Below are 17,573 nucleotides of genomic sequence, written 5' to 3'. Positions count from 1 at the left end.
AGTGCACTATTTGCGCCTTTAATTGTAACACATTCAGTGGGAGACCCATGGCAAAAGAAGATCATATTGAGATGCTTGGTACCGTCGTTGATACTCTACCCAACACGATGTTTCGTGTAGAGCTTGAAAATGGCCATATTGTAACCGCGCATATCTCAGGACGTATGCGCAAGAATTACATTCGCATATTAACCGGTGATAAAGTCAAGGTAGAATTAACCCCTTATGATCTCACTAAAGGCCGAATTATCTTCCGCGATAAAAATTAATTCTTATAGAACCTTATGTTAGGTCAAGGCCTAACATAGTTACCTATCTCTAAAATTAGTTGGACTCTACACTGGAAAACTTCGCAAGATTTGTAAGCGGGTAACCTGCCCTTCTATTGCGAACTTGTGGCAGTTGATGATGCATACGGAGCTTGTAGTGCCAGCACAGCAAACGCTACTCTCCAGCCACCATCATTTCTTCAATTAGCACTGAACCGCAGCGAGTGGCGTAATTAGGATTAATGTCTGTACCAACTGCTACAATGGCTTTAAACATCTCTTTAAGATTACCTGCAATCGTTATTTCCTCAACGGGACACTGAATGATTCCATTTTCCACCAAAAATCCTGAAGCGCCTCTTGAATAATCACCAGTTAGACCATTAACCCCCTGTCCCATAAGCTCCGTCACTAAAAGACCTCTATCCATTCTCTTTAATAAATCCTGCAAGTCGCCAGCTGTGGCATCCACTGTTAGATTATGAACGCCGCCACTGTTTGCCGTGGTTTGTAAACCTAATCGACGTGCCGAATAACTCCCCAGGACATATTGCTGCAGTATGCCATTTTCAATAAAAACATTATTTCTTGTGGGTACACCTTCCCCATCAAATGGAGAACTACCCAGGCCTCTTAAAAGATGAGGCTGCTCATAAATCGTAAAACCCGTAGGAAAAATTTGCTTGCCAATTGAATCTAACAAGAAGGAATTTTTTCGATAAAGATTTCCGCCACTAATGGCATTGATAAAACTGGAAAAAAGGCCACTGGAAATGCGAGAAGAAAATAATACAGGCATTTTTTGTGTCTTTAACTGTTTTGCTCCCAAGCGGCTTGTTGCTCGTTCAACCGCTGTTTTTGCAATTTGCTCTAAAGATTGCAAACCCTCAGCATATCTTGCTGTAGTGTACTCATAATCCCGTTGCATCGCTTCTGCTTCTTTAGCAATCAAAGAACAGCTAACACCATGACGAGTACTGCGAATAATGCCTTCCCCTCCCTGAGTATTTGCAAATCCATGACAAAAGGCATGCGTCGATAAATTAACACCATCAGAGTTGCGAATGCGTTTATCCAGAGAAAGCGCCTTATTTTCACATGCCAAGGCCATTTCAATTGCTTCAGAAGGGGTAATTGTCCAGGGATGATATAAGTCCAAATCAGGAAATTCAGTGGTCATCAATTCACGATCAGCTAATCCAAAGCAAGGATCTTCCGCACTTACTTTTGCAATTTCACACGCAGCCGTGACTAAAGAGTCTAATGCTTGAGCAGACGTATCGGTACTACTGGCAGCCCCTTTGCGCTTTCCTATATACACAATAAGACTTATTCCCTTATCCTCATTAAAGGCAACTGTTTCTACTTCACCCATGCGTACATCAACTGAGAATCCACTGTCGTGATTCACCGATACCATGGCGTCAGTAGCGCCATGAGCTTTGGCTCTGTCAAGCACTTCGTGCATTAATTCTGACAAATTGCTGGTTGACTTACCTGATACTCTATTGCTATTTTCCGGTAATGTTCGCATGGTGGTTCCGCCGCTATAAAAAGTTGTTAACAAGGATACAAGATTAATATGTCCAGGCAAACCATTACTTCAGCAAAATGGCTAACTCGAACCTTTCAATTCATTTCCCTGTTCATCTTATTTGTTTTTGCCAGTCAGGATTTAAATGCTGAAGGATGGCGCAAATTGGCGCCAGGTATTGAATATCAAGATCTTGATGGTAATCTTTTAACACCCTGGTCACATATTCATGCCTTTCGTATCAATTTAAAAGAAAACCGCCTCTCAGTAGTTACTGCTGCTGATTTATCACGAGAACATGCCTCAGTGAATGAGTACGCACAACACACCAACGCTCTAATTACTATTAATGGCGGCTTTTTTGATAATGATTATAAGCCATTGGGATTGAGAATTGACAATAAGCGTCAAACATCCCCTCTTAAGAACATCAGTTGGTGGGGCATCTTTTTTATTAAAAATCAAAAGGCCTATTTAACGAATGTTTATCAATTTCGTTCTAATAATTCAGTTGATTTTGCAATTCAGAGTGGGCCAAGATTACTAATTAACAGTCGCATTCCACCACTAAAACCTGGTAGAGCAGAACGCTCAGCATTAGGAATTACCCATGATGGTCGCATTATTATTCTGGTGACTGACAATCTCCCTCTCTCAACAACTGAATTAGCTCAGTTGATGAAAGCTCCGCCATTAAATTGCCAGAATGCACTGAATTTGGATGGAGGGAGTTCAAGTCAATTAAAGGCTCAACTTCCCTCCTTTCAATTAGAAGTGCATGGCTTTTCGAATGTAAGTGACGCTATTATAGTCAAACCCCGCCATTCGAATTATATGACGGATAACTAGTGAACGCTCACCGCGGATAACTGTTTAAATTTTAATAATGTTACAAAAGTAACTGTAGCAATAAAAATAAGATAGACGGCAGGCATGAACAAAATTCCTGTGACATGAATTAATGATGTTGCAACAGCAGCACTTGTACCACCAAATAATGCATTGGCCAAATTATAAGAGAGTGATAAACCGGTATAACGAAAAGCAACGGGGAATAATTCCAGTAATACAGCTGGAATAGGTGAATAGCTCAAAGCCACCATGCAGGCAAATGCTATTTGACAAATAAAAATAGCCATAAGGCTTTTTTCTTGCAAAAGAAGGTATAAGGGAATTGACAAGAAAATAAAAAATGCTGCACCTGTTATTAAAATTCGCCACTTACCAATTTTATCAGCTAACACTCCCACTGCCGGGCAAGCCAGCATAAGTAAAAATAAGGTAAGCGTGTTAATAAGCATGGCATGAGGTAAAGCAACAGCAAGAAAATGATTAAGATAGGTTGTTAAATATAAGAATGACAGATAAAAGCCCGTTGAGGGTAAAATAACCAAGGCCATCGCTTTTAACATTAATGAAAAATGCTTGCTCACTACCTCCTTTAATGGATTTACTGTTAAGGGGTGCTTTTTTTTAAGCGTTTCAAAAACAGGGGACTCAGGCATATGCAAACGAAGATATAAACCCAGGGCCCCTAAAGTAATGCTCAGCAAAAAAGGAATACGCCAAGCCCAGGCTACCGCAAATAATTCTACAATTGTGGCTGCTGCCGAACCTAATAATAACCCGCCAAAAGCGGACGCCATCGCTAATGAACCATAAAAACCTTGCTTTGCGGTGGGTGTATGTTCCAGCAAATAAACCATTGAACCCGTAAACTCTCCACCTACAGCTAATCCTTGCAACAATCGACAAACAATAAGCAAACTTGGAGCAATAATACCAATTTGTGAATAATCAGGTAATAATCCAATCAGAGTGGTTGGGATAGCCATCAATAGGATGGCGTAAGACAACGCATGCTTTCGCCCCAAACGATCCCCTATATAACCAAATACAATAGCTCCCAATGGTCGCATTAGGAAACCTATCGCAAAAACAGTAAATGTTAGAATTAATGCAAGCGTTTTATTTTGAGCAGGAAAAAACAAAGGGGTCAATGTAGATGCAAAATAGCCATATAGAGCAAAATCATACCATTCAAGTACATTTCCCAGTAACCCTGGAATCACAATGCGATGTAACGAAGGAGAGGAGACCATAGCCATTTTTATTCGTTTTATTTGCTTTTAAAAGCAATTTTTTTGCCAAAGAGCAGGTAATAATTTCCATCGGTTATTTTCTTACCTTTATGTCTGCTTAGAGCATCAGGCAAGTAGAGCTTTAATCTGAATTGCATCCTTTGATTTGCAAAGGATGACGCCTTGTTGGTTATAATTTAGATAAAATATGATTTGCCTAGAGAATAAAGTGAAATTCCTTTCTGATTTTTGCAGTGTAGAATATTGAGCTCATTATTCTCCAGGAAAGTCACCATTTCTTCATAGTTATCAAAATAAGTCACTGACCAGGAACCTGCGATACCTGAAAAATAATAAAAATGTGAATTATCCCGTCGAATAAATTTTCCTGGAGCACAAACAAAATCAGTCGGGTGGGCAGTATAGTAAGCATCCTGCTGCTTTGCATAGTTGTTACTTATTTTTTCCACCTGGAAATATATATAAATTAGTGGGAGAAGACTTATTAAAGGAACAAGCAGGATAGTTAATGAACCAACAGCATCTTCCGCCTGTCGCCTGCGTCTTGATAAATACAAAGCTCCAAAAACAATTAGAGGATATAACCAAGTGTAATAACCCAAAATTTTAACGTACAGCGGATTACGACTTATCTCTTCTGCGACTGCTCCACCGCAAAGCCCTGCATAACAGAGATAGGAAAAAAAGGAATAAAAAGCAGCTAATAAGGAAAACCATAAAACAACAAGTAAAACAGTTCGACAAAAATGATACATTAACCCCTTCTTACATGAGTTAATATTTGGTCGCTCATGAGTGTTAATAGTTATATAATTTTAGCTTACTATATTCATTTTGATTGAAGAGAAAACAGCTCTTTGGCTGAAATTTAAACATTAACATTTTATCCACAGCTTATACCCACTTTATTCTCTTGACCTTTTTTGAAAAACACAATATATAGTTTACTGCGCTTTATAAAACAACCAGATATTGTGTTTTTAGGGTTGTGCTTTAGGATAAATTATTCTATATTTTTAATAAGGGACTCCGTTAGTTTCAAGGATTAGAAACTGACAAGGTCTACTACACAACACCTTCCGTGGAGAAAACATGTCTGAAATTCTTGAGCCGGTAAAAGATGTGCCGCAAATAAGTCAATTGGAATTGACTGCCAATGCTCCAGGTTTATTAAAAACCATTAAACGCAACGGTAAAGTCGTTCAATATGACGATAATAAAATTAAAGTTGCCATCACCAAGGCATTTATTGCTGTTGAGGGTAGTAACGCTGCTGCCTCTAATCGCATTCATCAGCAGGTTAATGAGATAACACAACAGGTTACTCAAGCCTTTAAACGCCGTTTACCGAGTGGTGGAGCAGTTCACATTGAAGACATTCAGGATCAGGTTGAGCTTGCATTAATGAGAAGCAGCCACTATGAAGTTGCTCGTGCCTATGTCCTTTATCGCGAAGAACATCGTAGAGCTCGTGAAGTTGCCTTAAAAGAGCAGGCACGTGATGCTAAAGTCCCATTAATTACCATGCCAAATGGCGAACTCAAGCCTTTAGATCTGGCGCGCGTGACGACCATTGTCGAAGAAGCCTGTCGAGAACTGGAAAATGTCAAAGCTGAACCTGTTATTAAAGATGCTTTGCGAAATCTTTATAATCAAGCCAAACTGGAAGATGTGCATAAAGCATTGATTATGGCTGCTCGTACCCTGGTAGAGAGAGAGCCTAATTATACCTATGTTAGTGCTCGCTTATTATTGGATAGTTTAAGAACAGAAGCGCTTAATAAATTGGAAATGCAAGCTGAAGCTACGTTTGATGAAATGACAGCACTTTATCCAATTTATTTCAAAGCCTATATTGCCCAGGGAATTAATCAGGGCCTTCTGGATCATCGGCTGAGTGAATTTGATTTAGACGCACTGGGCAAAGCGTTACTACCTCAACGTGACATGCAATTTACTTATTTAAGCTTGCAAACACTTTATGACCGCTATTTCCTTCATGAGAATGGCGTTCGCTACGAATTGCCCCAGGCATTTTTCATGCGCGTTGCAATGGGACTGGCCATTCGTGAAGAATACAAGACTGAAAAAGCCATCGAGTTTTATTTACTGTTATCTTCCTTTGATTATATGTCATCTACCCCTACCCTTTTTAATTCAGGTACCGTAAGACCGCAATTATCAAGTTGTTATTTAACAACCGTACCGGATGATTTAGATGGTATTTACAGTGCGATTAAAGATAATGCCTTGCTTTCAAAATTTGCAGGAGGTCTTGGTAACGATTGGACACCTGTTAGAGCCATGGGAGCACATATTAAGGGGACCAATGGCAAATCACAAGGTGTTGTTCCTTTTTTGAATGTTGCTGATGCAACAGCCGTTGCAGTCAATCAGGGAGGAAAGCGTAAGGGGGCTGTCTGTGCTTATTTGGAATGCTGGCATCGCGACGTCGAAGAGTTTCTTGAATTACGCAAAAATACAGGTGATGACAGACGTCGTACGCATGACATGAATACAGCGCTTTGGATTCCTGATTTATTTATGAAACGCGTGCATGAAGAGGGAGAATGGACTTTATTTTCTCCAGATGAAGTACCTGAGTTACATGATGAATATGGCAGGGCATTTGAAACATTGTATGTCCGATGTGAGGAAAAAGCTCGTCGTGGTGAAATCAGAAATGTGAAAATCCTTTCAGCGGTTAAATTATGGCGCAAAATGCTTTCCATGTTATTTGAAACAGGGCATCCCTGGTTAACCTTTAAAGATCCCTGTAACTTGCGTTCACCACAACAACATGCTGGCGTTATTCATAGTTCCAATTTATGTACAGAGATTACTCTGAACACCTCTCAAGAAGAAATTGCTGTTTGTAACTTAGGCAGTATTAATCTTCCAGCCCATATCATTAATGGTGAACTGGATAGAGAAAAACTCAGACGCACCATTACTACTGCCGTGCGTATGCTGGATAATGTGATTGATATTAATTATTACTCTGTGCCTCAAGCACGCCATTCCAATTTGCAACATCGTCCAATTGGATTAGGTTTAATGGGCTTTCAGGATGCATTGTATGAGTTAAAAATTAATTATGCGTCTCAGGAAGCCATTGATTTTGCAGACACCTCAATGGAGTTAATCAGTTATTTTGCCATTGAAGCGTCTTGTGAGTTGGCAAAAGAGCGTGGCAATTATTCCAGTTATGAAGGATCATTATGGAGCAAAGGTATTCTCCCCATTGATTCCATTAACTTGTTGCAACAGACTCGCAATAAATACCTTGAACAAGACCGTTCACAACGACTTGACTGGGAAAGTTTGCGTGTTAAAGTGCGTACTCAGGGTATGCGTAATTCCAATGTAATGGCAATTGCCCCTACAGCAACTATTTCCAACATCTGTGGTGTTTCACAATCCATTGAGCCGACTTATCAAAACCTCTATGTGAAATCAAACTTGTCCGGTGAATTCACAGTGATTAATCCCTACCTGGTTGCTGATTTAAAGGCACTGAATCTTTGGGATGAGGTAATGGTTAATGATTTAAAGTACTTCAATGGTAGTGTACAACCCATCAGTCGCATCCCGGATGAATTAAAGGCACGCTATGCCACCGCGTTTGAACTTGACCCCACCTGGTTGGTTGAAGCCGCCTCCAGAAGGCAGAAATGGATTGATCAAGCGCAATCATTAAATATTTATATGGCAAAACCCTCAGGGAAAAAGCTTGACCAGCTCTACAAACTGGCATGGATACGTGGTTTAAAAACCACCTATTACCTGCGTAGTATGGGGGCTAGTAATGCTGAAAAGTCAACAATTACTGATGGGGCACTCAATGCGGTAAAAATAGAAGAAGCACCTAAAGTTTGTTCTATTCTGGATCCCGATTGCGAAGCCTGCCAATAAGAGGAGAATTGAATGTCAAATCTAGAATCGATTGCAACAGCACCCAAACCAATGGGTGCTACTGGTCTGGAATTACTTGAGATGGGAGCTGGCCGTATTCACGTTGATGATAAACAAATCATTAATTGCCGGGCGGATTTAAATCAGCTGGTTCCTTTTAAATATAAATGGGCGTGGGATAAATATTTGGCCGCCTGTGCTAATCATTGGATGCCAAATGAAATTAATATGAGTGCAGATGTTGCTTTATGGAAAGATCCCAACGGATTAACTGCAGATGAACGCTTGATTATCTTACGTAATTTAGGCTTCTTTTCAACCGCTGATTCCCTGGTCGCTAATAACCTAGTACTGGCAGTTTACCGTCATATTACCAATCCGGAATGCCGCCAATACTTACTGCGTCAAGCCTTTGAGGAAGCCTTACATACCCATGCCTATCAATATATTATTGAGAGCTTAGGCCTGGATGAGGCTGCAGTCTTTAACATGTATCGGGAAATTCCCTCTGTAGCAAAAAAGGCATCCTGGGCCTTACCTTTCACGCAAAGTTTGGGTGATCCTAATTTCCATACCGGAACTTTAGAGGCTGATCAACGCCTGCTACGCGATCTAATTGCTTTTTATGTCGTTTTTGAAGGTATTTTCTTCTATGTCGGATTTACTCAAATTTTATCCATGGGTAGACGTAATAAAATGGTAGGCACTTCTGAGCAATTCCAATACATATTGCGAGACGAATCCATGCATATGAATTTTGGCATTGATGTCATTAACCAAATTAAAATTGAAAATCCGCAGTTATGGACTCCTGCATTCAAAGAGGAAATGATTCAGCTCATTAAAGAAGGCGTTGAATTGGAATATCAATATGCCAGAGATACAATGCCCCATGGTATTTTGGGTATGAATGCCGAGATGTTTGAAGAATATCTCCACTTTATTGCTAATCGTCGCCTTAGCCAAATTGGCTTAGCTGAACAATATCCGGGTGCAGAAAATCCCTTCCCCTGGATGAGTGAAATGATGGATCTGAAAAAAGAAAAGAATTTCTTTGAAACCAGAGTGATTGAATATCAAGCTGGTGGAACATTAAGCTGGGAAGACGAAGACTAAACACCTTCTACTAATGCCAATGCCGCGGTTTTATCCGCGGTATCCAAATTAACCTGTAAAGCACCTATAGCCAAAAAATGTTCACGTAAAGATACAACAATAACATGCCAACTACAGGAATAATAACAAATCCGAGAAAGACATGAATTTGAGTTTTATTTTCTGAGGAAGCTTTATAAAATTTCTTTAGTCGCTGCAAAAATGACATTCTTGTCCTGAATTAAGTAGCTAATGCTATTTAGTATAAGCAAATAGTGGCACCTCTTTAATCTTACAGCAAGAACCACTTAAATCGTGCAAAGGTTACTGTAGTTTATTATCTTTTTCCGCTTCCAAAGCCTCATCAATATGTCTCAGGGCATTGGCCTTCTTCAAGCCAAAAAAGCCAAATAAACGATGTTCAGCAAGAGCATCGCGAACCTTTTTATCCTTACGAACATCCTCAATCATTGAGGATTTGGCAGCGTTTAAAGCTTGCTTAATTTTATCTGCTTTACTGCTAGCCCCTATACTAAAAAAACCTCGCAAAGCTCTTAGGCGTTCGATTTCATTTTCAACAGTTTCAATACCTTTGGCATCTCTTACATGACTTGGGTTAACGGGGACAGGTGAACTGACATCAATGCTTCTATTTTGGGGAGAAGAGGTACTGTGATTGATTAACTCCGCTTTAATACTTGAGGTTAAACTTTCAACTAAAAATTGCGATTTCAATTCATCTTCTTGTTCATCCTCCAATACTTTATATTCTTCAAGTGCCTCATATTCTTCAAGTGCTTCATCTTCTTCAAGTGCTTCATCTTCTTCAAGTGCTTCATTCTCTGAAGGTTCTATTTTATCCTCTTCAGTGTTATCGTCTGAAGATAGCTGCTCAAAATAGCGTTCATCAACCTTTAAATCTCCTTTCATCTCTTGATTACTTTTTGTAGAACTCTTCACTTCAACAGTTGACGTAGAACCCTTCTCTTCAACAGTTGATGCAGAATTCTCTGGAAATGTAAGAAGAAAATCAGTGACTTTTGCGCCAGCATTTTCTATTTTTTTAAGCATAGAGTCCGGTATTTTTCCCAACGCATGGTAATGTGCTTTTCTTACTTCTACAATGCGACGTTGATAGTCAGTCTCTGAATCCAATGCATACTGCAACAGATATGCCGGCAGTTCAAACGTCTCATCAACTCTATCTATCCAGTCGGGATTGTTAATGGCATACTTAATGAATTCAATACTTATTGGACCACATGAAACGAGTTTTTCATTACCATCTTTCTTAAGACTTTGGATCTGATGCGGAGATGTAATCAACCTCATTCCACCAACTTCGTTGATGCTGGATAGCTCGAAACGTTTTCTTGCCCGTTCCTTTGCAGCTTCATCAGGATACCCTATTGGATTAAAGAGTAACAAAGTAACCTCGGAGTCCTTTTCCCGGCGAAGAATACCAGCCATATAATGAGCACCGCCTAACTCAGGTTTAATGATAAAAGGAAAATAACGTTTGTCAGAATTAAGTAGCCAGGCTTTAGCTGCAGTCATCAAACGGTCTAGAGAAATTGCTCCTCCTGTATCAAAAAAAACATAAGGCTTAAGAAAATGTTCTTTTTTTTCTTCAGGAACCTCTTGATATAAAGCCCATACTATTCTTTGCGCATCATCATTATGGTACCAGGTGCTAAACTCTGTACCATCCTCAATACCCAAACCATCGTCACTTTCACGTGTGGTAAAGTCAACTTGGGCCTTTGTCTTTTTAATTGTTGTCGCTTCTTCGTGTGGCATAATATCAATAACAACCAGGTTTATGGTTTTTCTCTAATGAGAGCAGGTTATTTTATTATATGACATAATTATTAAATTAAAATTAAATGAAAGTTCCATCACCAAGGACCGAATTGCCTCAAATTATCTGTTACCGAAGGAGAGGGACAGAAGCCAACCACCAAAATTGATTGACTAGGAAGGATTTCAGATAATTTTTCATCACTTGGGGTTAAGTGTGGTGTGTTATCGGAACACCACCGAACTCTTTGCCGCTACTTACACACAAGGCTATAAATCATTACTTACAGGCGCTGATAAATGGCTCATTTGCATTTGTGCAATCCGCTGTAAAAGCTTTAAATTCGTGGAAGCTAAGTTATAAATTTCACTAATTGTTTCATTTTTTATCTCATCAAAAATAAGTTTTATTCTTTCAATTAGAGCTTCATCCAAAGATGGCATTTCTGTATTAGCTATTAGTCTTCGCATTGCCTTTAAATTGATGTTTGAAAACCTATAGAAGCGATTATTTTCATATAAAAATTTTGGAAAGACTTGGCGATTTGAAATATCCTGTAGATTTACAGATAAAATTTTGTCTTCAACTGAAGTTTGAGTCGCATTTTTAATAAAATTTATCTGGTTTAAGAAAAAAAACTCTTGAGAGATCCCTCTGATATCTCTATCTATAATTGAACAATTAACAACAGGAAGACCTAATCCTATGTAATTTAAAAATAATAAATCAAACAAATTTTTAATATAAGTTTCGAAAGCGACTTCCTTTCCACTTAAAATAGTGCTTAATATAAAATTAAAATCCAAACCTCTCCCACAATGACCATGGCCTCTATGCGAATACCAAATGACATAAAAGTACCCTTCCCAGGGAGAAGAGAGATATTTGTCTACTATAGAGTTCTGTAAATTTCGAATTTCGTTGGTTAATGTAGGGGTTATTACTTCGGCTAAACGAGGTTTAAGACAAACTGAAACTCCCTTAGAGTTAATTTCCTTGATAACTAGTAACTCTAACATATGGACTCCTATGCCACTCACTATTAATTTTCTTCTACGGCATCCAAGCCACATATCTATCCTGAAATAAATATTTCTAAATGCAATGTATTTAAAGGCTACGAACTGTTGAATTCTTATTCAGGTAATTTACAGAATAGAATCTATCTGAGGAAAAAACAAATAAAAATTATTTTTTTTTCAAATTTCTTTGTTTATTTTAAATTTTTTTTGTAGATTTAGCATGTTATTCAATGTGTTGCCCGGGGATCCCTATTAAGGAGAGTCTTCATTCTATTCAGAATTGGCATTTTTATTTTGCAAGGAGTGCTCATGAAGTATCGTTTATTTCTTTCTGTTGCAACAGCCGGTGTGTTGGGAAGTACAGCCTTTGCGGGCACCATGGGTCCTATTATGGGCTCCAAAGACTGGACCTGGGTTGGCTCAATAGCCGCAGGCCCGGTTTGGGCTCGTGGTGGTGAGACACAGACTTTTTATTTGGCGCCAGACATTGAAAAGACGTATGCGGCGAGAAAATCCACGAATGCTCTCGCTTCTGGCGAGCTGTTTGTAGGCCTACAAAAATCGTTGACTTCCCAATGGCTGGGGCAATTGGGTCTGGCAGTCGCCACTACCGGTAATGCCAAACTTCAAGGCGTGATATGGGATGATGCCGACCCTCAATTTGATAATTACAGCTACCAATATAAAGTACGAAACACTCGCCTAGCGGTGAAAGGCAAACTGTTGCTTGATAAAGGGTATTGGTTCATGCCCTGGGTGAGCGCAAGTGTAGGCGTTGGGTTTAATCGTGCTCATGAGTTTACTAATACACCGTTGATTTTCGAAGCATTGCCCAATCCTAATTTTACAAACCACACGAAAACCGCTTTTACCTACACCTTAGGCGCTGGCGTGCAAAAAGCGCTCAATGACCACTGGCAGATAGGCGTTGGCTATGAGTTTGCTGATTGGGGGAAAAGTGAACTGGGTCGCGCTTTGGGGCAGACCATGAACTCAGGATTAACTCTCAATCACCTTTATACCAATGGGGTTTTATTTAACCTAACTTATGTCGCTTAAGGACAGATCATGCATAGAAAGGAAAGACATTTTTTTAGCATTGCCATCACAGCCCTTTTCTCTTGTTTAATGCTGTTAAACGTACAAGCAGCCAAGCCCTTATGGACTTTCGCACCCCAAACGCCAACTTCCATTACTGTTGCCAAAGGACAAAGCGCCCAGATTATCTATACCCTACATAATCAATCCTCCAAACCAAAGATTCTATTCATGAAAAGGATTGCGGGGATTAATCAAACTGCACCCTGCCGACTCCCCGCTAAAGGAAGTTGCACATTGATACTTAATGTGAATGGCTCAGCGTTGCAAGGAAATGTCATTGGAGGCCCGGTATTATGTCAGCAGGGTAATGACTTGCAGTGTTACCAGCCGAGTTCAGACAATATGTTACGAATTCGTCTGACACAGCAGCCCCCCGTCCAGCAATTCATTGTCACGCCATCGGCGGGTGCTAACGGCTCTATTTCCCCTGCAACAGCACAGCGAGTTAATGCTGGCAGCAGCCTGACATTTACGGCAACACCCAATACCGGCTTCGGAGTCAATCAATGGTTGCTGGATGGCAATGTGGTACAAAATGGCGGTACCACCTTTCAGTTGAACAATATCCAGGCTAACCATACCGTAGCGGTGACCTTTGGTCAGGCAACATTGTCTCCTCTCAGTCAAAACCTGGCGCTGTCAATTCAAAGCCCTTTTCCTGTGTCTGACCCAGCATTGACTGGCAATCCACGCATCATCCGCATAGAAAATACAGGCTCAATGCCCGCAAGCAACGTACAGGTGAGTACTTCCGGATTTCCAACGGGCACTTTAATTACCAGTAATACCTGTATGGGTACACTCAATGCTGGCGCCACCTGCGACATTACCATCACCCCGGGCAGTACGGCCAGCCCCGATAGCAATGCGAATGCCTGTACCACATCGCCAGGGACTGAACCCGTGCCGACTGTTGTCACGGTCAGTGCTGATAATGCGTTCTCCACAAATATCAATGTGCTGGTATTAGGATACGGTTGTATTTATCAAGGCGGCTTTTTATTTTCTATCGATGACTCCACCTCCAATACCGGAAGTATCAGTGGTAAAGTGGCGGCAATGAGTGACCAATCAGCAGGAGTTCAATGGGGACCGAATGTAGAGGTAGGAGGCATTAATCAAACATCTATGCCCGGTCCAAATTCCTGTGATGGTAAAAATGATGGAGCATGCAACACGAGTCGCATCATTGCCGCGGGCTTAACCCCACCCGTTGCCGCTCAACTCTGTGTAGATTTATCTGACGGCGGCTTTAATGACTGGTACATGCCGGCCATTTGCGAGCTCGGACGATTTATAGGTTTAGGTGATGATGCTGGATGTGGCACTACTAACCCCAACTTATACACAACCTTGTTTACGAGTAATTTAGGCGGGTTTACCAATGAGGTCTACTGGAGTTCTACCGAGGTTTCGGGCGACGCTGATACCACCGCATGGATCCAGGACTTCAACGATGACGTCCAGGGCAGCGGCGGCAAATCAATCAATTTTCGGCTTAGGTGTGTTCGGGCTTTTACCCCTTGAGCACCACGGGAAGGTGTAAAGTGTCAATATAATGTAGCCGGCACGAAAGCATCAGGCAAGCATCGTGAGATGCTGCCTGAACTACAGCATCGGACAGTGAGGGACTAGGGGTGAGTGGGATGGTTAGGATAAGTCAATCAATAGTCTGCCCGATTATCAGCCCTCTTGTGTTGACAGATAAGGAATATCCGATCCATAAGCTTGATTTGGCACACTGGGGAAAAATCACGACTCAGGACATTTAAAAGGCCGGTTTTTATAATACTTGTTAGAATAATTGCCAGATAAACTCATTCGGCATTCTTACTGCCTTGGGAACGAGTTAATAGCTCATCAAAACGCTCGTCTAGTAAATTCTCAATATTATCAAGCTGCGACATGAGTTCATCCATTTTATAGTCAATGCTACGCAGGAGTTTTTGCATCTCCTCTATTTTTGTGTCGGTGTCCATTATTTTCTCCCTTGTATAAATTTATTATAGATAATAAACGGAGAAGCAATGACTCTAACTAAAATAAAAAGGCAGCTTTTAAGCTGCCCCTTTAAAATTAATTTTGCCGTAAATGCGGGAATAGAATGACATCGCGAATAGAAGGGGAATTAGTGAATAACATTACCAGGCGATCAATACCTATCCCTTCCCCAGCAGTAGGAGGCATACCATATTCCAGCGCTTCGATGTAATCACTATCGAAATGCATGGCTTCCAAATCTCCTGCGTCCTTTTCTTCCACCTGTTTTTGGAAACGTTCGGCTTGATCCTGTGCATCGTTAAGTTCCGAGAAGCCATTAGCAATTTCACGACCTGCAATAAAAAACTCAAAGCGATCAGTCACCTCAGGATTCATATCATTACGTCTTGCCAAAGGAGATACTTCTGTGGGATAAGCAGTAATAAATGTGGGTTGAATGAGCAAATGTTCAACAGTTTCTTCAAACACCAACATTTGTAACTTCCCTATACCATCCGTAGGTTTATAAATGATGCTTAATTGCTCAAGCAAAGCGCGACAACCCTCGACAGAATCCAGCTGACCATGCGCTAATTCTTTATGATAGTGTAAAATTGCCTCTTTAACTGTCATTCTTTCAAAGGGTTTGGAAAAATCGATTAACTGTCCCTGGTATTCAATCTGCTGCTTTTCCAATACCGTATCGCATAAATAGCGTAGCAATTTCTCGGTAAAATCCATTAAATCACTATAATCTGCATAGGCTTGATAAAATTCAACCATGGTAAATTCAGGATTATGCCGTGTAGAGATACCTTCGTTACGAAAATTCCGGTTAATCTCATAAACACGCTCAAACCCTCCAACAACCAAACGCTTTAAATAAAGCTCAGGCGCAATGCGAAGAAACATCTGCATGTCCAGCGTATTGTGATGCGTGATAAATGGCCGTGCTATAGCACCCCCAGGAATTGGATGCATCATAGGTGTTTCAACCTCAAGGAACTGATGGCTGTCCATAAACTGACGAAAGGCCGTAATGAGTTTGGAACGTATCAAAAATGTATTGCGACTCTCTTCATTCGCTATTAAATCCACGTAGCGTTTACGGTAACGTAACTCCTGATCAGCCAGACCATGGAATTTATCAGGCAAAGGCCGTAATGACTTTGTTAATAACTCTATATGCTGTGCATTAACAGTCAATTCACCCGTGTTGGTTTTAAATAATTCACCCTTGACGCCAACGATGTCTCCTAAATCCCAATGTTTAAACTGCTCATAAAGTTCGGGTAACTCATTCTGACGAACGTAAACTTGAATGCGGCCTGAAACATCTTGAATATGGAAAAAACTTGCCTTACCCATAATACGACGTAAGACAATTCGTCCAGCCACCACCACGTTAATGTGTTGTTCAGCCAACTGTTCTTTTTCAAGATGGGCGTACTTATTAAACAAATCGAGTGCTACATCATGGCGGCGAAATTTATTGGGGAAATTAAATCCACTCTCACGCAAATCAGTTAGTTTTTGTTTACGAATTTGATAAACTTCACTTTCGTCTAAATGTTCTTCTGTCATTGTTCCCCTACTCCTGCCTTTAAACTGGCTTCAATAAATTGATCAAGATCACCGTCTAAAACTGCTTGTGTGTTACTTGTTTCTACGCCTGTTCGTAAATCCTTTATTCGCGATTGATCAAGGACATAGGAACGAATTTGCGACCCCCATCCAATATCAGATTTCGATGCCTCCAGCACTTGCTGCGCTGCATTTTTTTTCTGCATTTCCATTTCATAGAGCTTAGCACGTAACTGTTTCATCGCCTGATCTTTGTTTTTATGTTGGCTTCTATCCGTTTGACATTGAACTACAATACCACTAGGTTCGTGCGTGATACGTACCGCAGAATCAGTACGGTTAACATGCTGTCCTCCTGCACCTGACGCTCGATAGGTATCGATACGTAAATCCGCTGGATTTATTTCAATATCAATATCATCATCAATTTCAGGAGAAACAAAAACAGCTGCAAAGGAAGTATGACGCCGATTTCCAGAGTCAAACGGTGATTTTCTTACTAGCCGATGCACCCCCGTCTCAGTCCGCAACCAACCGTAAGCATGTTCACCGGTAAAATAGATAGTGGCACTTTTAATACCTGCCACTTCCCCTGCGGAACATTCAATTAATTCTGTACCAAAACCGTGATGCTCTCCCCAGCGTAAATACATACGAAGCAACATTTCAGCCCAATCTTGTGCTTCTGTCCCACCTGAGCCTGCCTGAATATCCAAATAAGCATTGGCACTGTCCATTTCTCCGGAAAACATGCGGCGAAATTCAAGTTCAGAAACACGCTGTTCGACAACAGCCATTTCACCGGCCACTTCCTGAATCATTGTTTCATCGTCTTCAGTGCGAGCTAGCTCAAAAAGTTCGGTTAAATCGACAATTGACTTGCTTAATTGCTCTAATTGATGAACGACAGCTTCAAGTTGTGAACGTTCTCGACCTAATGCTTGGGCATGTTCAGGATTATTCCAGACTTCTGAAGATTCTAATTCGCGCGTAACCTCTTCCAGACGCTCACATTTATTATCAAAGTCAAAGATACCCCCTAAGCGCTGTAATTCGCTTATCCAAATCAGCCAAAGTTAGAGTGATTTGATTTACTTCTAGCATGAGCATCCTTCAGGTTTTAAAACAAGGGCATTATTGTACAACTAAAGCTAATTTCTGACCATAGGA

General features: G+C 40.6%; 14 protein-coding genes. 6 read left to right on the top strand and 8 right to left on the bottom strand.

Features of this window, described 5'->3' with window-relative positions; translation table 11 throughout:
* Nucleotides 1-47 precede the first annotated feature (47 nt).
* Complete coding sequence (gene infA, locus clem_RS04120; RefSeq protein WP_094090461.1) at nucleotides 48-269, top strand: translation initiation factor IF-1; 222 nt, start codon at nucleotides 48-50, stop codon at nucleotides 267-269.
* A gap of 175 nt (nucleotides 270-444) precedes the next feature.
* Here infA and pmbA read toward each other — a convergent pair whose 3' ends face one another.
* The gene (gene pmbA, locus clem_RS04115; protein WP_094090460.1) at nucleotides 445-1,803 is read right to left on the bottom strand and encodes a metalloprotease PmbA; all 1,359 of its coding nucleotides are present in this window, start codon (nucleotides 1,801-1,803) and stop codon (nucleotides 445-447) included.
* A 48-nt stretch (nucleotides 1,804-1,851) separates the two neighbouring features.
* Between pmbA and clem_RS04110 the strand changes: the two genes are divergently transcribed.
* Entirely contained in the window at nucleotides 1,852-2,652 is an 801-nt protein-coding gene (locus tag clem_RS04110; protein WP_094090459.1) for a phosphodiester glycosidase family protein, read from the top strand.
* On the opposite strand, the gene clem_RS04105 is transcribed toward clem_RS04110, so the two are convergent.
* Both clem_RS04105 and clem_RS04100 read right to left on the bottom strand, forming a co-directional pair.
* Entirely contained in the window at nucleotides 2,649-3,911 is a 1,263-nt protein-coding gene (locus clem_RS04105; protein ID WP_094090458.1) for an MFS transporter, read from the bottom strand. The genes clem_RS04110 and clem_RS04105 overlap by 4 nt on opposite strands.
* Before the next feature lie 170 nt (nucleotides 3,912-4,081).
* The gene (locus clem_RS04100; protein ID WP_094090457.1) at nucleotides 4,082-4,660 is read right to left on the bottom strand and encodes a hypothetical protein; all 579 of its coding nucleotides are present in this window, start codon (nucleotides 4,658-4,660) and stop codon (nucleotides 4,082-4,084) included.
* Between the two features lie 337 nt (nucleotides 4,661-4,997).
* Between clem_RS04100 and clem_RS04095 the strand changes: the two genes are divergently transcribed.
* Nucleotides 4,998-7,820, top strand: a complete 2,823-nt coding sequence (locus tag clem_RS04095; RefSeq protein WP_094090456.1) for a ribonucleoside-diphosphate reductase subunit alpha — start codon at nucleotides 4,998-5,000, stop codon at nucleotides 7,818-7,820.
* A 12-nt stretch (nucleotides 7,821-7,832) separates the two neighbouring features.
* Nucleotides 7,833-8,936: a ribonucleotide-diphosphate reductase subunit beta gene (locus clem_RS04090; RefSeq protein WP_094090455.1), complete on the top strand. Its 1,104-nt coding sequence runs from the start codon at nucleotides 7,833-7,835 to the stop codon at nucleotides 8,934-8,936.
* 303 nt (nucleotides 8,937-9,239) lie between these two features.
* On the opposite strand, the gene clem_RS04085 is transcribed toward clem_RS04090, so the two are convergent.
* Together clem_RS04085 and clem_RS04080 are read right to left on the bottom strand one after the other, a co-directional pair.
* Nucleotides 9,240-10,715, bottom strand: coding sequence for a hypothetical protein (locus clem_RS04085; protein ID WP_094090454.1), 1,476 nt, complete (start codon nucleotides 10,713-10,715; stop codon nucleotides 9,240-9,242).
* Between the two features lie 270 nt (nucleotides 10,716-10,985).
* On the bottom strand, nucleotides 10,986-11,735 hold the full coding sequence (locus tag clem_RS04080) for a hypothetical protein (RefSeq protein WP_094090453.1): 750 nt from the start codon (nucleotides 11,733-11,735) through the stop codon (nucleotides 10,986-10,988).
* 312 nt (nucleotides 11,736-12,047) lie between these two features.
* Here clem_RS04080 and clem_RS04075 point away from each other — a divergent pair, with 312 nt between their 5' ends.
* Together clem_RS04075 and clem_RS04070 are read left to right on the top strand one after the other, a co-directional pair.
* On the top strand, nucleotides 12,048-12,797 hold the full coding sequence (locus clem_RS04075; RefSeq protein WP_094090452.1) for an outer membrane protein: 750 nt from the start codon (nucleotides 12,048-12,050) through the stop codon (nucleotides 12,795-12,797).
* A 9-nt stretch (nucleotides 12,798-12,806) separates the two neighbouring features.
* Nucleotides 12,807-14,366 (top strand): DUF1566 domain-containing protein, encoded by a 1,560-nt coding sequence (locus tag clem_RS04070; protein WP_094090451.1) that lies wholly within the window; start codon nucleotides 12,807-12,809, stop codon nucleotides 14,364-14,366.
* A 290-nt stretch (nucleotides 14,367-14,656) separates the two neighbouring features.
* On the opposite strand, the gene clem_RS14765 is transcribed toward clem_RS04070, so the two are convergent.
* The 3 genes from clem_RS14765 to prfB form a co-directional block, all read right to left on the bottom strand.
* On the bottom strand, nucleotides 14,657-14,818 hold the full coding sequence (locus tag clem_RS14765; RefSeq protein WP_157698172.1) for a hypothetical protein: 162 nt from the start codon (nucleotides 14,816-14,818) through the stop codon (nucleotides 14,657-14,659).
* Between the two features lie 97 nt (nucleotides 14,819-14,915).
* Complete coding sequence (gene lysS, locus clem_RS04065) at nucleotides 14,916-16,403, bottom strand: lysine--tRNA ligase (RefSeq protein ID WP_094090450.1); 1,488 nt, start codon at nucleotides 16,401-16,403, stop codon at nucleotides 14,916-14,918.
* Nucleotides 16,400-17,507 (bottom strand): peptide chain release factor 2 gene (gene prfB / locus clem_RS04060; RefSeq protein WP_157698171.1). Its coding sequence is split into 2 segments (ribosomal slippage): nucleotides 16,400-17,431 and nucleotides 17,433-17,507, totalling 1,107 coding nucleotides; the frame shifts between segments, so codons are not numbered across the junction. Before prfB ends, lysS begins: the two co-directional genes overlap by 4 nt.
* Between the last annotated feature and the right edge of the window lie 66 nt (nucleotides 17,508-17,573).

This window comes from Legionella clemsonensis (assembly GCF_002240035.1).
Lineage (GTDB): Bacteria > Pseudomonadota > Gammaproteobacteria > Legionellales > Legionellaceae > Tatlockia > Tatlockia clemsonensis.
This window is presented reverse-complemented; position numbering and strand designations above follow the sequence as displayed.